General features: G+C 48.1%; 16 protein-coding genes. 12 read left to right on the plus strand and 4 right to left on the minus strand.

From position 1 onward, the window contains the following. From dsrK to DHAF_RS01410, 8 genes are all read left to right on the plus strand, one after another. Positions 1-1,629 (plus strand): sulfate reduction electron transfer complex DsrMKJOP subunit DsrK, encoded by a 1,629-nt coding sequence (gene dsrK / locus DHAF_RS01375; RefSeq protein ID WP_005810495.1) that lies wholly within the window; start codon positions 1-3, stop codon positions 1,627-1,629. Further along, entirely contained in the window at positions 1,622-2,065 is a 444-nt protein-coding gene (dsrJ, locus tag DHAF_RS01380; RefSeq protein ID WP_005810493.1) for a sulfate reduction electron transfer complex DsrMKJOP subunit DsrJ, read from the plus strand. The genes dsrK and dsrJ overlap by 8 nt, the downstream gene beginning before the upstream one ends. Beyond that, positions 2,062-2,856 carry a sulfate reduction electron transfer complex DsrMKJOP subunit DsrO gene (gene dsrO, locus DHAF_RS01385; protein ID WP_005810491.1) on the plus strand — a complete coding sequence of 265 codons (795 nt, stop codon included), beginning with the start codon at positions 2,062-2,064 and terminating at the stop codon, positions 2,854-2,856. Before dsrJ ends, dsrO begins: the two co-directional genes overlap by 4 nt. Beyond that, positions 2,849-4,000, plus strand: a complete 1,152-nt coding sequence (dsrP, locus tag DHAF_RS01390; RefSeq protein WP_005810488.1) for a sulfate reduction electron transfer complex DsrMKJOP subunit DsrP — start codon at positions 2,849-2,851, stop codon at positions 3,998-4,000. The genes dsrO and dsrP overlap by 8 nt, the downstream gene beginning before the upstream one ends. 46 nt (positions 4,001-4,046) lie before the next feature. Beyond that, complete coding sequence (locus DHAF_RS01395) at positions 4,047-4,364, plus strand: TusE/DsrC/DsvC family sulfur relay protein (protein ID WP_005810486.1); 318 nt, start codon at positions 4,047-4,049, stop codon at positions 4,362-4,364. Between the two features lie 139 nt (positions 4,365-4,503). Continuing rightward, on the plus strand, positions 4,504-5,973 hold the full coding sequence (locus DHAF_RS01400) for a cobyrinic acid a,c-diamide synthase CobB (protein WP_015942644.1): 1,470 nt from the start codon (positions 4,504-4,506) through the stop codon (positions 5,971-5,973). Positions 5,974-6,135: 162 nt separating this feature from the next. Continuing rightward, positions 6,136-7,140 (plus strand): LysR family transcriptional regulator, encoded by a 1,005-nt coding sequence (locus tag DHAF_RS01405; RefSeq protein ID WP_005810482.1) that lies wholly within the window; start codon positions 6,136-6,138, stop codon positions 7,138-7,140. A 47-nt stretch (positions 7,141-7,187) separates the two neighbouring features. After that, a complete protein-coding gene (locus tag DHAF_RS01410) occupies positions 7,188-8,057 on the plus strand; it encodes a nitrilase family protein (RefSeq protein ID WP_005810480.1) in 870 nt (289 codons plus the stop codon). 93 nt (positions 8,058-8,150) lie between these two features. Here the strand turns inward: DHAF_RS01410 and DHAF_RS25990 are convergent, their stop codons facing one another. After that, positions 8,151-8,294, minus strand: a complete 144-nt coding sequence (locus tag DHAF_RS25990; protein WP_015942646.1) for a hypothetical protein — start codon at positions 8,292-8,294, stop codon at positions 8,151-8,153. A 239-nt stretch (positions 8,295-8,533) separates the two neighbouring features. Between DHAF_RS25990 and nrdR the strand changes: the two genes are divergently transcribed. The 3 genes from nrdR (at position 8,534) to DHAF_RS01425 (ending at position 14,335) form a co-directional block, all read left to right on the plus strand. Beyond that, complete coding sequence (gene nrdR / locus DHAF_RS01415; RefSeq protein ID WP_011459010.1) at positions 8,534-8,998, plus strand: transcriptional regulator NrdR; 465 nt, start codon at positions 8,534-8,536, stop codon at positions 8,996-8,998. A 144-nt stretch (positions 8,999-9,142) separates the two neighbouring features. Beyond that, positions 9,143-12,604 (plus strand): TSCPD domain-containing protein, encoded by a 3,462-nt coding sequence (locus DHAF_RS01420; RefSeq protein ID WP_011459011.1) that lies wholly within the window; start codon positions 9,143-9,145, stop codon positions 12,602-12,604. A 234-nt stretch (positions 12,605-12,838) separates the two neighbouring features. Next, on the plus strand, positions 12,839-14,335 hold the full coding sequence (locus DHAF_RS01425) for an L-lactate permease (RefSeq protein ID WP_015942647.1): 1,497 nt from the start codon (positions 12,839-12,841) through the stop codon (positions 14,333-14,335). An 82-nt stretch (positions 14,336-14,417) separates the two neighbouring features. Here the strand turns inward: DHAF_RS01425 and DHAF_RS01430 are convergent, their stop codons facing one another. The 3 genes from DHAF_RS01430 to DHAF_RS01440 all read right to left on the minus strand — a co-directional run bounded on the left by DHAF_RS01430 (position 14,418) and on the right by DHAF_RS01440 (position 17,157). Continuing rightward, complete coding sequence (locus tag DHAF_RS01430) at positions 14,418-14,774, minus strand: YopX family protein (protein WP_015942648.1); 357 nt, start codon at positions 14,772-14,774, stop codon at positions 14,418-14,420. A gap of 105 nt (positions 14,775-14,879) precedes the next feature. Further along, positions 14,880-15,761, minus strand: coding sequence for a DMT family transporter (locus DHAF_RS01435; protein WP_015942649.1), 882 nt, complete (start codon positions 15,759-15,761; stop codon positions 14,880-14,882). Positions 15,762-15,879: 118 nt separating this feature from the next. Continuing rightward, positions 15,880-17,157 carry an alkyl/aryl-sulfatase gene (locus DHAF_RS01440; RefSeq protein WP_015942650.1) on the minus strand — a complete coding sequence of 426 codons (1,278 nt, stop codon included), beginning with the start codon at positions 17,155-17,157 and terminating at the stop codon, positions 15,880-15,882. Positions 17,158-17,487: 330 nt separating this feature from the next. Between DHAF_RS01440 and DHAF_RS01445 the strand changes: the two genes are divergently transcribed. Continuing rightward, positions 17,488-18,393 carry an MraY family glycosyltransferase gene (locus DHAF_RS01445; RefSeq protein ID WP_049769590.1) on the plus strand — a complete coding sequence of 302 codons (906 nt, stop codon included), beginning with the start codon at positions 17,488-17,490 and terminating at the stop codon, positions 18,391-18,393. Positions 18,394-18,489 lie beyond the last annotated feature (96 nt).

The raw sequence follows: 18,489 nt of genomic DNA on the forward strand, positions 1-18,489 counted from the left end.
ATGGCAAAATATAAACTCCCTAAGTCGGAAGAACTGTCGAAGATAGATTATAAGCCCGGCTCCACGGAATGGATGGATACCCCTGTCACTACCCCTTTTGAACCGGGTACCTTCTGCTGGGGCGCCAAGGGCAAAAACCTGGAAACTGTAGGATTTCCCAATGCCCGGGATTGGTCTCCTGTCGATGAAGACTGGCAGCTGCCGGAGAACTGGAAATCTACAGTTATCGAAGGAATCGGTGAACGGCTTACCAAATACCGTTCCTTTAAAATCATGATGGACATCTGTGTCCGTTGTGGAGCTTGTGCTGATAAATGTCATTTCTATATTGGCTCCGGGGATCCCAAAAACATGCCGGTTCTCAGAGCAGAGCTCCTGCGTTCCGTCTATAGAAGATATTTTACCCCCTCCGGAAAATTTCTGGGGCGTCTGGCCGGTGCCAGAGACCTTACCCCAGAGGTCATTAAAGAATGGTGGTACTATTTCTACCAATGTACAGAATGCCGGCGATGTTCCGTCTTCTGTCCCTACGGCATTGACCAGGCGGAGATCACCATCATTGGCCGGGAATTGCTGAACCTGCTGGGGCTGAACATTGACTGGATTGCCGGCCCTGTGGCCAACTGTTATATGAAGGGTAATCACTTGGGTTTGGAGCCCCATGCTATCACCGGAAACATTGAGATGATGTGCGATGACATCGAAGACATCACAGGAGTCCGCGTCGAGCCGACCTTCAACCGCAAGGGCGCAGAGATTCTCTTTGTTACCCCTTCGGGAGACCTAATGGGGGATCCAGGCATCTACACCTGTATGGGCTATCTGATGCTCTTCCATGAATTGGGTCTGGACTATACCTGGAGCACCTATGCCTCTGAAGGAGGAAACTTTGGTTTCTTTACCTCCAACGAAATGGCCAAACGCTTAAACTCCAAGATCTATGCTGAAGCCAAACGACTTGGGGTCAAGTATATCATCGGCGGTGAGTGCGGCCATATGTGGCGGGTTGTCAATCAGTATATGGGTACTTGGAATGAGCCGGCTGATTTTCTGGAAGTTCCGGTATCTCCTATCACAGGAACCCGCTTTGATAACGCAGCTTCCACCAAAATGATTCATATCACAGAATTCACAGCAGACTTGATCAAGCATGGCAAATTGAAACTGGACCCCAGCCGTAACGACCATCTTAAAGTTACCTATCATGACTCCTGCAATACTTCCCGCGGTATGGGACTCCTGGAGGAACCCCGCTACATTATCAACAATGTCTGCAACAACTTCTACGAAATGCCGGAAAGCACCATCCGTGAAAAGACCTTCTGCTGTGGCAGCGGTTCGGGACTCAATGCTTCCGAGAATATGGAAGAACGTATGCGGGGCGGTTTCCCAAGAGCTAATGCCGTAAAATATGTTCAAGACAAACACGGAGTCAATATGCTAGCCAATATCTGTGCCGTGGACAGAGCTGCTTTACCAGCCCTCATGGACTACTGGGCCCCCGGAGTGGGCGTGATCGGCGTCCATGAATTGGTGGCCAATGCCCTGGTCATGACGGGTGAGAAGGAAAGAACCACAGACCTGCGCGGCGAGGATTTACCCGAAAAGGGGGTAACAGCAGATGAGTAAGGGAGGAAAAACAATCGGTGGCCTTTTGATCTTTGTGGTTATCGCCATCATGCCCTTCCTTTATAATATGGGCAAGGCGGATGCCAAGCCGGAGATCAATACGGATACCCCGGTGATACGGGAACTAGGGGCTACTCAGTGCATTGAAGGCACCGAATATATGAGAGAAAACCATATGCACCTCTTGTTGGAATGGCGGGATGCTGTCGTTCGCGAAGGCAAAACAACCTACACCAACAGCCAGGGAGAACAATTTGAAATGAGTCTCCAAAATACCTGCTTAAACTGTCATAACGATACGCCCGAAACAGTTTACTACACAGCCGAAACAGCCAATCAGGGAGATAACCAGTTCTGCTACTCCTGCCATAATTATGCAGCAGTAGAGCCTGATTGCTGGGCTTGCCATGCCGGGCCAAGGGAGGCAGAGAAATGAGCATCAATCGAAGAGAGTTTTTGAAAAAAGCTGGAGTCATTGCTGCCTTAGGGCTGGGGGGAGCAGTTACCCTCGATGCCTTTGAACTTTTGGAACCCCTTAAAGCAGCGGACTTTACCAGCGAAAACAAATTAGCAGCTCAGCGCTGGGCCATGGTCATCGATATGAGCAAGCTCAGCCAGGCGGATATCGATGAAATTATTAAAGGCTGTCACGAGCTTCATAACGTCCCTGATATGGGGAATGAAAAAGATGAAATCAAGTGGATCTGGACAGATACCTATGAACATGTTTTCCCTGGGGATGAAAACCATTACCTGGATGAGAAAACCAAGACCATGCCTTTCCTGACCCTATGCAATCACTGTGACCATCCGCCTTGTGTCCGGGTCTGTCCTACCCAGGCTACCTTCAGAAGAGAAGATGGGGTTGTAGGAATGGATATGCACCGCTGTATCGGCTGCCGGTTCTGCATGGCCGCCTGTCCCTATGGAGCACGCAGTTTCAACTACTGGGATCCCAAACCTCATCTTGCCAAGATCAATCCGGAATATCCTCACCGCTCCAAAGGGGTCGTAGAAAAATGTACCTTCTGTATGGATCGTCTGGATCAAGGGCTGGCGCCTGTCTGTGTGGAGAAGTCCAAAGGAGCGATTGTCTATGGCGACCTGGAGGATCCCAATTCCGCAGTGAGAAAAGTATTAAGCACCCATTACTCCATTCGGCGTAAGCCTGAATTGGGCTCACAGCCCAGTGTCTATTATCTGATCGGGGGTGAGGAGCGTGCTTGAGAAATCCTTATCCGGCAGTAAAAGATATTGGCTATGGGTCGGTTTCTTACTTGTAGTTATCTTGGGTGGATTTCTGGCTTACCTGAGGCAGTATAACGAGGGCTTGGGAGTCACCGGCATGAGCAGGGATGTCAGCTGGGGCCTCTACATTTCCCAATTTACCTTTTTGGTAGGAGTCGCGGCTTCGGCAGTGATGGTGGCCATTCCCTATTACCTGCATAACTACAAGAAGTTTGGCAAAATCGTCATCCTCGGAGAATTCCTGGCGGTTCCTTCCGTCATCATGTGTATCCTGTTCATTTTCGTGGACGTAGGACGCCCTGACAGAATTCTGAACGTCCTGCTGCATCCCACACCCCATTCCGTAATGTTCTGGGATATGTGTGTATTATGCGGCTATCTGCTCCTCAACCTGGTGATTGGCTGGACCGCATTAGGCTCGGAACGCAAAGGATTTCCCCCTCCGGCTTGGGTTAAGCCTCTGATTTATCTCTCCATTCCCTGGGCGGTCAGTATTCATACCGTAACAGCTTTCCTTTATTCCGGGATGCCGGGAAGACATCTTTGGCTTACAGCCATCATGGCGGCCCGCTTCTTAGCCTCAGCTTTTGCGGCAGGACCTGCTTTGCTGATTCTTCTCTGCATGATTGTCCGCAAGGTGAGCACCTTTGACCCAGGAAAGGAAGCCATACAATCCTTAGCTAAAATTGTCACCTATGCGATGATTGCCAATGTATTTTTCTACATCCTGGAGTTTTTCACCGCATTTTACAGCAATATTCCCGGACACATGCATCCCCTGCAATACCTTTTCGCAGGCCTGCACGGGCATGGTCAATTGGTGCCCTTTATGTGGGTTGCCGTTGTTCTGGCCTTTGTGGGGATCTTCTTACTGGTTGTCCCCAAATTCCGGCGCAACGAAAAAATCTTACCCTTCGCTCTGCTCTCTGTCTTCATAGCGGCTTGGATCGATAAAGGGTTAGGCTTGGTCTTAGGCGGATTTGTTCCTACCCCATTAGAACATGTGGTGGAATACACCCCGACGGCCACAGAACTGGCGGTTACTCTTATGGTATACGCCATTGGTGCCTTGCTGATCACGATCCTTTACAAAGTCGTCATTGGTGTCAGAGAAGAGATATAATGTTTTCTCAAAAAAACTCAAATAAAGAACAAGGAGGAATTTTAAAATGGCTGAATTAGTAGTAAATGGAGTGTCCTACGAACTCGATGAAGACGGCTTCTTAGAAGATGCTGCTGAATGGAATGAGGACGTAGCCAAAGCTTTGGCTCCTAACGAAGATGTAGAAGAACTTACCGAAGAGCACTGGAGGGTGATTAATTACCTCCGCGACTATTATGATCAATATGGGGTAGCTCCTATGGTTCGTAAGCTGCTCAAAGATACCGGCTACGATCAAAAAACCATCTACAATCTGTTCCCAACCGGCCCTGGAAAAGGCGCCTGTAAAATTGCCGGACTTCCCAAACCTACCGGCTGCGTATAATACTGAACCAACCCGCCCCAGGCCACCTGCCTCTATAGGAGGCGGGTGCCACAGGGCGGCTAAGCCCAGTCGCGTTCAATCTAGGGTCGACTTTGCCCTGGACACCTTAGGCTCCGGTAATAAGGAAAGGATGAGAGCAATGACCACCAATCATGAAAATCAGCAAATGAGTACTCTCAGCACCCCTCGTTTGGTTATCGGAGCCCCTCAAGGGCGAAGCGGCAAAACAACCTTTACCCTTGGTCTGCTGCGTGCTCTGAGCCGACAAGGCCTTCCGGTTCAGCCTTATAAAAAAGGTCCGGACTACATCGATACCAGCTGGCATACTGCGGCCGCCGGCAGAGTATCCCGTAACCTTGATTCCTTTATGATGAGTCAGGAAGATATTTGTCGCTCCCTTGCACAGCACTCTCAAGACTGTCAATTCAGTCTCATTGAGGGTGCTATGGGACTTTTTGACGGCTTAGATATCAATGGCAGTGCTTCAACGGCTGAGATAGCTAAAATAACATCATCTCCAGTCTTGCTTGTTCTCGATGCAACCCGAATTACCCGCAGCTTAGGGGCTATTGTCATGGGATGCCAACACTTTGATCCCAATATTAATATTGTAGGCGTGGTGTTGAATAAAATAGCCCGTGCCCGACATGAGAAATTGGCCAGAGAAACTATCGAACAATACTGTCGGATTCCGGTGGTTGGGGCGATCCCTAAGGATTCAAGAATTTTGATTCCGGATCGTCATCTGGGGCTGGTCACCAACGGTGAATGGTCTGAAACCGATACTTTTCTGGATAATCTTGCCGATGTGGTTAGCGAAAATGTAGACATAGCTAAAATTATGGAGCTGGCACAGACTGCTGCGCCTCTTTCTTACTCAACTCCGACTAAGTTTTCTGTATCTCAGGGATATCCTCTTAAGACAAAACCTCCTGCACCGCGTATCGGAGTGATCCGCGATGCGGCCTTTTCCTTTTATTATCCGGAAAACTTGGCTGTCCTTGAGTCTAAAGGAGCAGAATTAGTGACCATCAGTGCCCTCGCTCACCAGCATTTACCTAAGGATCTTGACGCTCTGTATATTGGGGGAGGCTTTCCCGAAGTGTTTGCTGAGCAATTGGCCAACAACAGGACTCTCCGCCAGGAGATACGCTTAGCGGGAGAGGACGGCTTACCGATCTATGCTGAGTGCGGCGGACTTATGTTTTTAGGGAGATCCATTATAACCGGTGATGGTTCCTACGACATGGTAGGATTGCTGCCTTTGGATACCAGGATGGAGAAGAAACCCCAAGGGCATGGCTATACCGTGATGAAAGTTCTGGAAAACAATCCCTGGTTCCGTCAACCCAAGATTCGTGGACATGAGTTCCATAATTCCAGTGTGCTTAACCTGGATCGAACGAAGATTGAGTTTGGTTTTGAAGTGGAGCGGGGGCACGGTATCGACGGCAAGTATGAGGGGATATGCTATAAGGGTGTAATGGCTGCTTATAATCATATTCATGCCCTGGGTTCTCCTGATTGGGCGGAATGTATGGTGAAGCTTGCCACCCAGTACAAAGAACGACGATCGAAGATGGTTTTCGAACTATTTAAAAGCAGCTGATTCCTCTTTTATTGCCGATAAGATGTTCTAATAGTCTAGAAATGAAGAGCCATCTCTTTGTTACGGAAGAGATGGCCCTTTTTGGTAAATCGTGTGATATGTGAAAAAAGTCGGTTATGACAAGGTAATTGTGTTATAATGAACTTGTCATAAAAATTCTAAATGACAAGGTCTTTTGTGGGAAAGGAGCGGAGACTTTTGTTTGAACAGCAGTTTGTCGTCTTTAAAGAAGTCGCGGATACGAAGAACATTACCCTGGCTGCGAAGCGCCTGCATATGAGCCAACCCAGCATCAGCCTGCAGATTCAGAATATGGAGAACCTCTATGGCGCCCGTTTCTTTAATAGAACCAATAAAGGTGTTACCCTAACCAAAGCAGGAGAAGTTTTTTATGATCATGTGAATAATATACTAAATATTCTCACCGTTGCCCAACAACAAATCAGTGTATTAACTGAGGATCAAAGAGCACTCATTTATATCGGGGCTACCTTGACCATTGGTGAATATATTCTGCCGAATATTTTAGCGTATTTGTATAAGATTCGCCCCGATGTGGACTTTAAGGTGAAAATCGCCAATACGGAGACTATATCCCAGGAAGTGATCGAAAAACGCATTCATATCGGACTTATTGAGGGGCCGGCACCTCGTAATAAAGAAATTGTCGTTGAAAAGTTTTGGCAGGATGAGCTGGTAGTGGTTGTTCCCTCCTTCCACCCCTGGGCCGCCCGCCACAGTATTACTTTGGCCGAACTGGCCAAGGAGCGGCTCATCATGAGGGAAGAAGGCTCAGGTACACGCAAAGTTACCGAACTGGCCCTCAAGGAAATGGGCCTTGACCTCTCTCAGATCAACGTGACCATGGAACTGGGCAGCACTCAGGCTATCAAGAAAGTTGTGGCTGCCGGTATCGGCATTACCATCATTTCATCCCTGACAGTGAGCCGGGAATGTGAAAATGGCTTATTTAAGGTTTTGAAGGTCCAGGACTCACCTGTGTATCGGCCCTTGAATATGTTAACACTTGCTCATACTACCCAAACTAAGGATGAGCGCTTTCTCATCAGCATGCTGCATGATCGGGATCTCCTTGAGGCTATCATCAATGGCAACTGTGAAGATGATAAGGAGCTTTATCCCTGCGGCGACTGTCTGGAAGCATAGAGGGGGGAGCCGCTGGGAGATAAACATCGTTGGAAAGGAATTGGAACATGTTACAGGATATTCGGATTGGACTTGCTCAATTCGAAGCTAAAGTAGGAGATACTGAGAGAAACCTGCAGGAGATTATCCGGACCGCGGAAGTTGCTTCCTCCCAAGGGGTCAGCCTCTTATGTTACCCTGAGTGTGCACTCCATGGTTACTCTCCTAAAGATGCCTCGGAAATTGCGGACCCATTGGATAGCATGGCCGTAGCCCGTCTCAGGGAGTGTGCCCGTGATCTTGGCCTCATCTTGCTTGTGGGGATGGTTGAAAAGTCTCCGGAAGGGAAGAAGCCCTATATTTCGCAATTGATTGTGTTTCCGGATCGTGAGCCGGAGGTTTATCGTAAAGTCCATCTTGGCCGCATTGAGCAGCATTATTTTACGGCGGGGGACTCTTTCCCTATCTTTGCAGCCGGTGGAGTTAAGTTTTCCATAGGTATATGCTGGGATTGGCATTTTCCGGAACTCTCAGCCATCTGTTCTTTAAAAGGAGCAGAAATTCAATTTGCCCCCCATGCTTCCCCTGTAGTTTCCGGGGATCGGAAAGAGATCTGGAAGAGGTATCTGGGAGCCCGGGCTTATGACAATTCAGTCTATCTTTGCGCCTGCAATCTTGTGGGCACCAACAACAGAGATAAAGAGTTCAGCGGCGGGATTTTGGTTTTTGGCCCTAAAGGAGAAGTATTAGCTGAAAATCAAGACACTCAGGAGCAATTATTTGTCGTTGACCTTCCAGCCAAGCCGATTAATACCTTAAGAAGTCCGAAACGGCAGTCTATGCGGGATACTTTTTTCTTGGCGGACCGCCGGAAAGAGCTTTACAAAGAGCTGTTAGAGCTTGAAATAGAAAAGATGCCTCAGATGTCTCATGACTGAAAAAGCTGGCTGATATAATCAAGGAGCTGCGGAGAGAGAACCTTAAGTTCACCTTTCCGCAGCTCCTTCGTTTTTTGGACCGGAAAGGGACGTTTAACCCTTGCCTTGCAATGCCTGGTCCTTGGACAAACCGTGCCCATCCCGGGAATCCATGCTGGGCGCCTTATCCGGTTTATGGTTCTGAGCAGGTTTCGTATCCGGGTTAGCCGGTTTATCCGGAAACTTTTTTTCCACCATAAGGCCATATCTCCTTTCATTCTGCGAAGGATACCAAGTATCCTTGATAGTTTGCCCTGGGTCTGGAAATCCATGTTGGCATGGAATAAATTATTATGGACAAGTCCATACGCAAGAGAGTGAAGAGGGACGAGTGACATAAAAAGGGGGCAATAAGTAAAAAAGGAGAATTCAGAGTTTTGACATACTACATATGGTGTTGATAAGATAGATTGAACACTATATATGGGGGGATTGAATTGCATTGTCCATTTTGTGGGAATGATGAGACGAAAGTCCTGGAATCGCGGCAAGTGGAGGAAGGGACCGCTGTACGTCGGCGGCGGGAATGTGAACGGTGTGCCCGGCGGTTCACCACTTTCGAAAAATTTGAAGATACACCCTTGATTGTGGTCAAAAAGGATGGGCGCAGGGAGGAATTTTCCCGGGGGAAGCTGAAAGCCGGTATTTTACGAGCCTGTGAAAAGCGGCCCGTTTCTATAGAGCAGATCGAAACCCTGGTTTATGAGATCGAAAAAGGTCTGCGCAACGGCAGCGAGCGTGAGGTGCAGAGTAAGGCCATTGGTGAAGCGGTCATGAATGCTTTGGTCCATCTGGATGAAGTGGCTTATATACGATTTGCTTCCGTTTATCGGGAGTTTAAGGATGTTCAGCGTTTTTTAGAAGAACTGCATGAATTAGTGGAAAAAAAGAGCAGCAGATAATTGAACAGGAAGTTGAGCTCTTCTATGCCCCCTAGGACTGAGGAAAATAGGGCTGGGGACCTATTCTAAATTGCGAGAATATCCTCCAAAATAGAAGAGAAAATACATAAAAGGTAAAGTTTTAGAGAAAGTTGGGGATTAATTTTGAGTTTCCAAGAATCAGCACCGAAAGCCTGGCTGAAAGCCAATTTAACACCCAATGCCCGGGTCATTCTGGAAAAACGCTATCTCAAGCAAGAGAATGGCGAAGTTGCGGAAAGCCCGGAAGATATGCTTTATCGGGTCGCCAGCATCATAGCCCAAGTGGAGGAGACCTTTGGCAAAACCAAAAAAGAAGTCAAAGAACTGGCCAAATCCTTCTATGAGATGATGGCTAAACTGGAGTTTATGCCTAATTCCCCAACCTTAATGAATGCAGGACGTGATCTGGGTCAACTCAGCGCCTGCTTTGTTTTGCCTGTGGAAGATAGTATGGAGGAAATTTTCGATGCCATAAAAAGCGCAGCGATTATTCATAAATCCGGCGGTGGAACAGGCTTTAGCTTCTCCCGCCTCCGCCCCAAAAACAGCACGGTCCGTTCCACCGGCGGAGTGGCCTCCGGCCCTGTGTCTTTTATGAAGGTCTTCAACGCAGCCACTGAAGCCGTGAAGCAGGGCGGGACCCGCCGTGGAGCCAATATGGGAATCCTGCGGGTGGATCATCCGGATATTCGGGAATTCATCACCTGCAAGGAAGACAATAAAGAGATTACCAATTTCAATATTTCCGTAGGGATTACGGAAGAGTTTATGAAAGCAGTCCAGGAAAAACGCCATTATAACCTGATCGACCCTCATACCAAGGAAGCCGATGGACAGCTTTATGCACCTGAAGTCTTCCAATTGATCGTAGATCATGCCTGGAGAAATGGTGAGCCGGGAATCATTTTCCTGGATCGTCTGAACCGGGACAACCCTACCCCTCAGTTAGGTGAGATCGAAGCTACCAATCCCTGCGTAACCGGAGATACTTGGGTTCTTACAGAGGAAGGAGCTGCTCAGGTTAGGGATCTCCTGGGCAGTCAGGTTAAATTAGCCCTTAACGGCGAATATCATGAGACATCAAAGGAAGGATTTTTCGCAACAGGGGTCAAACAGGTTCTGACCCTAAAGACCCAACAAGGATATGAATTAAAGGTGACAGCGGATCATCTGGTCCGTGTTGCTTCAGATATGACCCGTTATAAAGTAACCCAGGAATGGAAGCCGGCTGGGGAACTCAAGCCTGGGGACACCATCGTCCTTTCCAATAACCGTAGTATTCAATGGCAAGGGAAAGGAACAAAGGAAGAGGGATATCTGCTTGGTCTTCTTCTCGGAGATGGAACCCTTAAGGAAGAGGGAGCGGTTATCTCTGTCTGGGGTGAGGGAGAAGAGGCAAAGTCCATGATGGAAGCTGCGGAAAAGGCGGCCTTTAGTTTAACTCATCGCCAAGACTTCCAAGGCTTCCAAAAGGAAATCAGCGAGAGACATGAACATCGGATGAGGTTTGCGGCCTTAAGGGATCTTGCCCAGCAGTATGGGATTCTTCCCGGCAGTAAAGCAATCACTCAGGAATTAGAAAAGACAGGGCAGGATTTTTATCAGGGACTGTTGCGAGGGCTCTACGATACAGATGGCACGGTAACAGGAACTCAGGAAAAAGGCGTATCGGTCCGGCTCTGGCAAACCGATCTGGCAGGGCTTAAGGTCGTACAACGGATGCTTCAACGCCTGGGTATCATTTCCACACTTTATGAGGAGCGTAAACCAGCCGGGCAAAAGCTTATGCCCGATGGTCAAGGAGGCTCTAAAGAGTACCCAGTACAGGCGGGGCATGAATTGGTTATCTCCCAGGACAACATAGAAATCTTTGCCGAAAAGGTTGGGTTCAGCAACTCGAAGAAGGCCCAGCTTCTTGCCGAGAAGCTCAATGTCTATCAACGTTCCTTAAACAGAGAACGTTTTGTTGACAACATCGTGGCCTGTGTCCCTGGCGATGCAGAGGAGGTCTTTGACGCCCAGGTTCCGGGGATCAACGCTTTTGATGCCAATGGCATCTATGTTCATAATTGCGGCGAGCAACCCCTGCTTCCCAACGAAGCCTGCAACCTGGGTTCGATTAACCTTAAACTCATGGTTACTGAGAAAAACGGCAAAGTCGTAGTGGACTGGGAGCGCTTAGGGCAGATTACCCGTCTGGCTACCCGTTTCCTGGATAATGTCATTGAAGCCAACACCTACCCCCTTCCGTCCATCGAAGAGATGGTGAAAGGCAATCGCAAGATCGGTCTGGGCGTTATGGGCTTTGCGGATATGCTGATTCTTCTTCAGACCTCCTATGCTTCAGAGGATGCCGTGGAGTATGCCGAAAAGGTCATGAACTTCATTCAGACTGAGGCCCGCCTGGAGTCCCAGCGTCTGGCTGAAGAGAGAGGCACTTTCCCCAACTATCAAGGCTCCATCTATGATGGCGTCCGTCCTCTGCGCAATGCCACCTTAACTACCATCGCGCCTACAGGAACCATCTCCATGATCTGCGGTGCTTCCAGCGGAGTGGAGCCCCTCTTTGCGGTGGCTTATACCAAGACGGTCATGGATGGGACACCCTTAATCGAAGTCAACCCCATCTTCCAAAGCCTTGCTGAAGACTATGGTTTTAACTCCCCGGAGCTTATGCGCAAGATTGCGGAGAAAGGGACTGTCCTGGGCTTCCCGGAAGTGCCAAACTGGGTGCAGGAGGTCTTTGTCACTGCTCAGGAGATCGAGCCCGAATGGCATATCCGCATTCAGGCTGCCTTTCAAAAATACACAGATAATGCCGTTTCCAAGACCATTAACTTTGCTAATGAAGCTACCCATGAAGATATCGCTAAAGCTTATGAGCTGGCCCATGAACTCAACTGCAAAGGTCTAACCGTTTATCGGGACGGCAGCCGGGAAGAACAAGTTCTCTCCACAGGAATCACCAAGAAGGCTGAAGAAAAGGCTGAGGAAGCCAAGACACAAGTATCCATTCCTAAGGTGCCTTTCATTCCGGAAGTGAATACCGTATTGCCCCGTCCCCGTCCCACGACCACCACAGGAGTTACCGAGAAGATCCGCATTGGCTGCGGTAATCTCTATGTCAGTGTTATGGCTGATGAGAAGGGAATCTGCGAGATCTTCACCAACACCGGGCGGGCCGGAGGCTGCTCCTCCCAATCCGAGGCTACAGCCCGCTTGATCTCTATCGCCCTTCGTTCCGGAATTTCTGTGGATGCCATCATTGAGCAGGTCAAAGGTATTCGCTGCCCCGCCTGCATTCGCCGGGAAGGGGTTAATGTCACCTCCTGCCCCGATGCTATCGCCCGTGTGATTAAGGAATATGTAGAACTGGGTAAAGGCAAGGTTAATTCCGTAAAGGTTACTTCTCAGCCGGCAGTGGAAGAAAAACCGGTACAAAGCAAGAGCGCTTCCATCACCAACCCCCAAAAGACCCGAGCCACAGTAGCTGAAGGCAATGCCTGCCCTGAATGCGGTATGAGCATCAATCACGAAAGCGGCTGTGTCGTCTGCACCCACTGCGGATACTCTAAATGCGGGTAATGATTGCTTAGTTATAGAAAAGGAGCCATGGGAAATCTGAATTTCCTATGGCTCCTTTTTTGTAGGTTATTCAGGTTCATGAATTGCCGGCAAAAGCGGACAAGGGGAAAATTGAATCTTTTAATAGCAGCATTTTTTGTATATAATTTTGTAGCATAGCAATACTGTCAGTTGCACTGAACTTTAACACGAATGTTTAAACCTTTATCTTAAGAAAAAGAGGAGTTCGAACTGTTGGAAATCATCCTGGCTGCCATGCCTTTTTTAATCATTTTGGTTCTGCTGTTTATCCTGCGGCAATCGGCGGTCCGGGCAGGAATCAGCGCCTATCTGCTCACGCTTTTAATTGGCCTGGTTATTCCGCGCTTTCAGATAGAGAGACAGGAGATCCTACATGCCACCGTGAAAGCTGTGTTAACTTCAGCTATAGTTGCTTATGTGCTGCTCTTTGGCATCTTCTTGTACCATATTATGAACGAGACGGGCCTTATCAAGAGGATCGCGTCCCTCATTTCCGGCTCAACACAGGATCCGGTCAGGCAAGTTATTCTTTTGGTCGTGGCCTTTTCACCTTTAGTTGAATCGGTCAGTGGCTATGGGATCGCTATTATTGTCGTCGCCCCTATTTTGGTTGAGCTGGGCTTCAGCCGCTTTAAAGCAGTGCTGCTATCCTTGCTGGGTTTAAGCGCTGTGCCCTGGGGAGCATTGGCAACAGGAACGTATATCGGGGCAAATCTGGCGGGAATTCCTTTTCAGAGGCTGGGAACGGATGTAGCGGTTTTAAGTATTCCTACCTTTTTTTACTTTGCTGTGACCGCTGTTTACCTAGCCGGAGGATGGCAGGGAGTCAGAGCGAAATGGGCGGAGCTTATGCTGGTGGCAGGTTCACTGGCTTTTTCGGTTTGGCTTTTCAATGCTTACGTCAGTATCGAACTGGCGGGAGTGTTCGCATCTTTAGTCGCCCTGGGCGTGGAATTTGCATTCATTTATTTCACTGCGAAAAGCACTCCCGAGGAGGCCGCTTTCTCATTAGCGGCCAGAAATCAATCGAAAGCGGACATCTTAAAAACAATGAGCCCCTATTTGATTTTGACGGGAGTCCTGTTTATATCCCGATTAGTCCCGCCGATCAAAGCATTTGCCGGCTCTCACGCGGTATTCAGCTTACCGGCTTATTCATTCAGCCTGCCCGTGCTATATTCTCCTGGCTTTTCGATCTTCCTTACTTGCTTGTTGACCATCCTTCTCTTCAAAATTCAAAAGCATGTCATTAAAAGAGCGGTTCAGCTGTCTCTAAAACAATGGCTTCCGGTAACCTTATCCACTATTGCCTTTATAGGGACATCGGAGATTATGGCGGCGGCAGGAATGACAACCACCCTTGCCCAGGCGGCAGCCGCTGCTTTCGGTTCAGCTTTTGTATTGTGTTCGCCGCTTATTGGTGGGTTCGGCGGTTTTCTTACCGGAAGCAATGTAGCCTCTAATGCGATGCTGATTAATCTTCAGGTCGAAGTAGCAAAACAAATTGGAGTGCCTCCTGAATTATTCGCAAGTATGCAGAACACGAGCTCCTCACATATGACAATGGCTTCACCTTCCCGCGTCTTATTGGGAGCTTCTGTATGTAATATTCGCTCTGAAGAAAATCGACTGCTGCAGAAAATATTTCCGATGGCCATGGGTTCATTGGTATTGGTGTTAGCGGCTGTATTTATCTTGAGGTTATTGTAAAGGAAAAGGGCATACCCATCTTGTGCATAGCACTTGTTGGGTATGCCCTTCCACTAGGACCATTCCATGAAGAGATAACAGTCTAAAGATTCTCCGTTTCATATGTATTGCCGATAATTTTGCCCGTAGGAAGGAGGCCGGCTTCCTTCTCCAGGGAACCTTTCAGAGATATAAGCTTAAAGGCTGCTTCAGATTCATGCCAATGAACTTTGTAAATTTCATAGTCGATGAGAACTAAATCCGCTTCATAGACATCTGTGCCACCCTCATCCCTTAAACCGGTCCATTGCAGCAACTCATATTTCTCAGCGGGATCCCAGGATTTCGCTGGGATGCTTACGGCGAAGGGATTGCAGTTTTGGATATCAAAACTGATGGCTTGAGGATTATGCATTTTCTTGGATACTTTATTCCACACGCGAAATTTCAGTCGTTTCAAAGCGATGCCTCCTTAACCTTTCATGGATACAACCATTAATACGGATAAGGAAGCAGATTTTTAGAGTTAAAAGGCCTGGAAATTATTTCTGCATTCATACCAGGTTCATGTGGTCAGTGAAGAGTTGGCCGGGAGCTTCCGACGGTACAGTTCCCCAAAAGCAGCGCCTCCTAATATCAGCAGCGCGCCAAGGGCTTGCACTAAGCTTAATCTCTCCCCCAGGAGAACAGTTGAAAGCAGCAAAGCGGAAAGGGGTTCCAGATAGCCGCAGATGGCTACTGTCTGAACCGGCAAATGACCGATAGAGGAAAAATAGAAATAACAGCCGATACCGGTGTTGACGATGCCTAAGATCAGAATGGGCAGCCAATCCCCCGAGGCAATGCTAATGGAAAAATCCTGCTTCAGGCCAAGGAAGAGGAAGACAGTGGCGAAGCTTGCCATCAGTTGCCACATCGAGTTTTCAAGTCCGGTTATGCTGACTGCTTTTTTATTGAAGACCACCATAACGGCGTACATCACGGCGGATAAGAGCCCGCACATTAATCCGAAAAGGGTCTTCTCCTCAGACATCGCCTGACCGGAGACACAAAGCATGCCTGTCAGTACGGCGAGAAAACCTATAAGTTTGGCATTTGTCATTCTTTCCTTGAAAAGAAGGGGAGAAAGGATCATAACAATCACAGGACCGCAGTAATAGGCAAGGGTGGCAATGCTCACACCGATTTGGGTATATGCTTCATAAAGAAACATCCAGCTGGCACCCATGGCCACGCCGGATAGGCTCAGATAGAGAAAGTGGGATTTATTGCTTAAAAACCGCATCTTTTGTTTGGAAAAACCGAAGACAATAACCAGAAACAGACTGCCGATGAGTGTTCTTGTAAATACAATTTCATAGCTGCTTAAAGAAATATGACTGGCTACAATTCCGTTGAAGCCGAACAAAATCAGGGAGGTTATGTATTTGAGATACGACCTGTTCATGGGTGTCTCCATTTCCGTTGTATCGCTTATGAGTAGATCATGATGTTGACCTATGCTGCATGACAACGGAAGAAGTATATCATATTTCTAAATGCTAGAGAAGAAAATCTTGATCCTTCTATTCGGCCAGTAACTCTTTGGCATAGGCAAGGTAATAATGGCGGCCATTGGCACTGGTTTCCCTATGACCGAGTCCCACCAGTCCCCGGGCTTTGTACTCTTTGGCTTGTTTATGGGAGCGGTCCATAACAAGCAGCAGATCGGCAAGGACGATACTCCACTGATAATCCTGGTCAGCCAAGGCCTGGCCGATGGCGGATAGAACCGTTTCTGCTCCGCCCATCAGAGCCACGGTTTTTTGGGCTTGAACGGCAGGCGGCAGCGGATTGAGGTGAGTGGGGTTACCGTCAAACCAGCCTACATAACCAGCATAAATGCCCCGGACAGACCAGGACACGGTGCCGTAAAACTCGCCCAGATAAGGTAGCTTAGCCCATTTTTCAGGCAGCTTGACGGCTTCGGCCACCTCATCCATGGTCATGCCCTGATTCATTCCCTTTAGAGTTTCCGTAAGAACATAATCGATAGCATCCCGAAAATTAGTCAGGGTCTCCTGAACAGCGGTTTCCCCGATGATGGGGCGGGTATGGCCGGGCAGCAGATAGTGGGCCCGGTAGGCGATGAGTTTATCCAGTGTATCCACCCAGGCGCTGACATCCCGGTACTGACTGCCGCGGATAGCGTAGAGATTAGGCCAGCAGCCATAGTAATTATCACCGCAGAAGAGGACTTTATGTGCAGGAAGCCAGATCAGAATCTGATCGTCGGCTTCACCGGGTGCCGCTGCCAGCTCCAGATCAATGCCGTCTAGAGACCGAAGAACGGTGTCTTCTTGATAGACTGTGGTCGGCGGCATAATGGCATATTGCCCCTCTCCTTGAGCCTTGCCCTCCCGAATTCCAAGGCCTTGGGTAAGGGCTTCCTCATTGCTGAGTTGGTAGCCGAACTGGCGAATGCCACGCTGATTGAGCACATCATGGAGAGCATTCATTCGCCCCAGAACAGGCTTGCAAGGAGCAAAGGCAATGATCTCCGGATTGCTGTCCATAAAGGCACCGGAACCCCCGCGATGATCCGGATGACCGTGGGTGTAAATGATAGTCTTAACCGGTTTGTCGGTATGTTGAGCGATCAGGGATTTAAGGGTTTGGGCCCGCTCATCGCTGTCCAGAGTATCGATGAGAATGACGGAATTTTCGGCGATAATAAAACCGGCATTGCTGTGCCCATAGCCTATCACATGATAAACACTGCCGGGGATCACCTCTACCACCTGACGGGGGTAGGCATGGTCCGCGAATTCCTTAAGCAACTGCTCTCCGTTTGTGTGCAACATGCAGGAACCTCCTATAAATACATTTTTACACAATACCTCTTTTATCATAAATGGCGGGGCAGACCTTTTACAAGGAAGAATTTGTAGTGCTGAGTAAAACTTTCTCCTTGTGAGGGGAGGTCGGGAAATTTTAGTTTACAGGACATGAGAGCTAAGGCTTGGTTCGCTTTTAGAGGATAAAATGCTATAATAAAGATCTTAATAGTAATAAAGATTTATAGTAGCAACGATCTAGAGTAAATAGTGTATTGCTTTAAGGGTGACATAAGGGAGGGCAGTACTTTTGATGGAGTTTATTATCCCCTTTTTTTCGTGTTCTTTATTGTTTTTATGAGTATACCTCTATTGGAAAAGCTCGCCGTGAAATGGAACTTTGTTGATAAACCGACGGAAAGAAAAAAACATAAACATCCCATTCCTTTACTCGGCGGTGTTGGAATTTTCTTAGGCTTTATGATCGGCTACTTAGTTTTCGTAAGACCGATAAATTACCAGTCGCTGGCTATCATTATCGCTTCTGTTCTCGTTTTAGGGATTGGGCTGATTGATGACTGGTATAAAACTCTTGGCAAGGAGTTTCCGGCATTGCCCAGACTCATGGTCCATATCCTTGCGGCATGGATGGTGTTTTCTGCAGGGATTGTCTTCTATGGCTTTACGAATCCCTTTACACAGCAATACATTGTCTTGCCTTATATCATTCAGCTTATTTTAAGTATCATGTGGATCGTAGGAGTTACTACGGTTATTAATTGGTCCGATGGCATTGACGGTCTTGCCGGGATTCTGTCCGCTATTGCCGGTGCGACACTCTATGTGGCCGCTTTGGCGAAAGGACAAAGTGATTCGGCTTTGCTTTCGGCATTGCTGGTGGGGGCTTCCCTGGGATTTTTAAGATATAATCGGCACCCGGCCAGGATCTTTATGGGTGACTCGGGAGCTAATTTTCTGGGGTTCATTCTGGCCATCGTTGCCTTAAGCGGTGCTTTTAAACAAGCTACCCTGGTATCTTTGAGTATTCCTGTGCTGGCTCTTGGCGTACCGATTTTTGATAATCTTATTGTGGTGTTGAAGCGATTTTCCCGTGGGGAATCCATTTACAAGGCAGATGCAACCCAAATCCACCACCGCTTGATTTCTTCGGGCCTTAACCCCAAACAGACGGTAGCTTTCATCAGTTTAATGAGTGTATGCTTTAGTTTGCTATCGATTATCATTTTACTCTTAAATATTTGAGCAAAATCAGGGCAGCTGCGCAATGAACGGCAAAGTTCATCAGGCAGCTGCTTTTTTCATTCATAATAAATTAATTCAATCAAAAACTGCGGGCCG

This window comes from Desulfitobacterium hafniense DCB-2 (assembly GCF_000021925.1).
Lineage (GTDB): Bacteria > Bacillota > Desulfitobacteriia > Desulfitobacteriales > Desulfitobacteriaceae > Desulfitobacterium > Desulfitobacterium hafniense.

What these genes read in the sequence shown, in the direction of transcription:
- dsrK (WP_005810495.1), top strand. Translation starts at nt 1, where the DNA reads ATGGCAAAATATAAACTCCCTAAGTCGGAAGAACTGTCGAAGATAGAT.
- dsrJ (WP_005810493.1), top strand. Translation starts at nt 1,622, where the DNA reads ATGAGTAAGGGAGGAAAAACAATCGGTGGCCTTTTGATCTTTGTGGTT.
- dsrO (WP_005810491.1), top strand. Translation starts at nt 2,062, where the DNA reads ATGAGCATCAATCGAAGAGAGTTTTTGAAAAAAGCTGGAGTCATTGCT.
- DHAF_RS01395 (WP_005810486.1), top strand. Translation starts at nt 4,047, where the DNA reads ATGGCTGAATTAGTAGTAAATGGAGTGTCCTACGAACTCGATGAAGAC.
- DHAF_RS01400 (WP_015942644.1), top strand. Translation starts at nt 4,504, where the DNA reads ATGACCACCAATCATGAAAATCAGCAAATGAGTACTCTCAGCACCCCT.
- DHAF_RS01405 (WP_005810482.1), top strand. Translation starts at nt 6,136, where the DNA reads ATGACAAGGTCTTTTGTGGGAAAGGAGCGGAGACTTTTGTTTGAACAG.
- DHAF_RS01410 (WP_005810480.1), top strand. Translation starts at nt 7,188, where the DNA reads ATGTTACAGGATATTCGGATTGGACTTGCTCAATTCGAAGCTAAAGTA.
- DHAF_RS25990 (WP_015942646.1), bottom strand. Translation starts at nt 8,294, where the DNA reads ATGGTGGAAAAAAAGTTTCCGGATAAACCGGCTAACCCGGATACGAAA.
- DHAF_RS01435 (WP_015942649.1), bottom strand. Translation starts at nt 15,761, where the DNA reads ATGAACAGGTCGTATCTCAAATACATAACCTCCCTGATTTTGTTCGGC.
- DHAF_RS01440 (WP_015942650.1), bottom strand. Translation starts at nt 17,157, where the DNA reads ATGTTGCACACAAACGGAGAGCAGTTGCTTAAGGAATTCGCGGACCAT.
- DHAF_RS01445 (WP_049769590.1), top strand. Translation starts at nt 17,488, where the DNA reads ATGAGTATACCTCTATTGGAAAAGCTCGCCGTGAAATGGAACTTTGTT.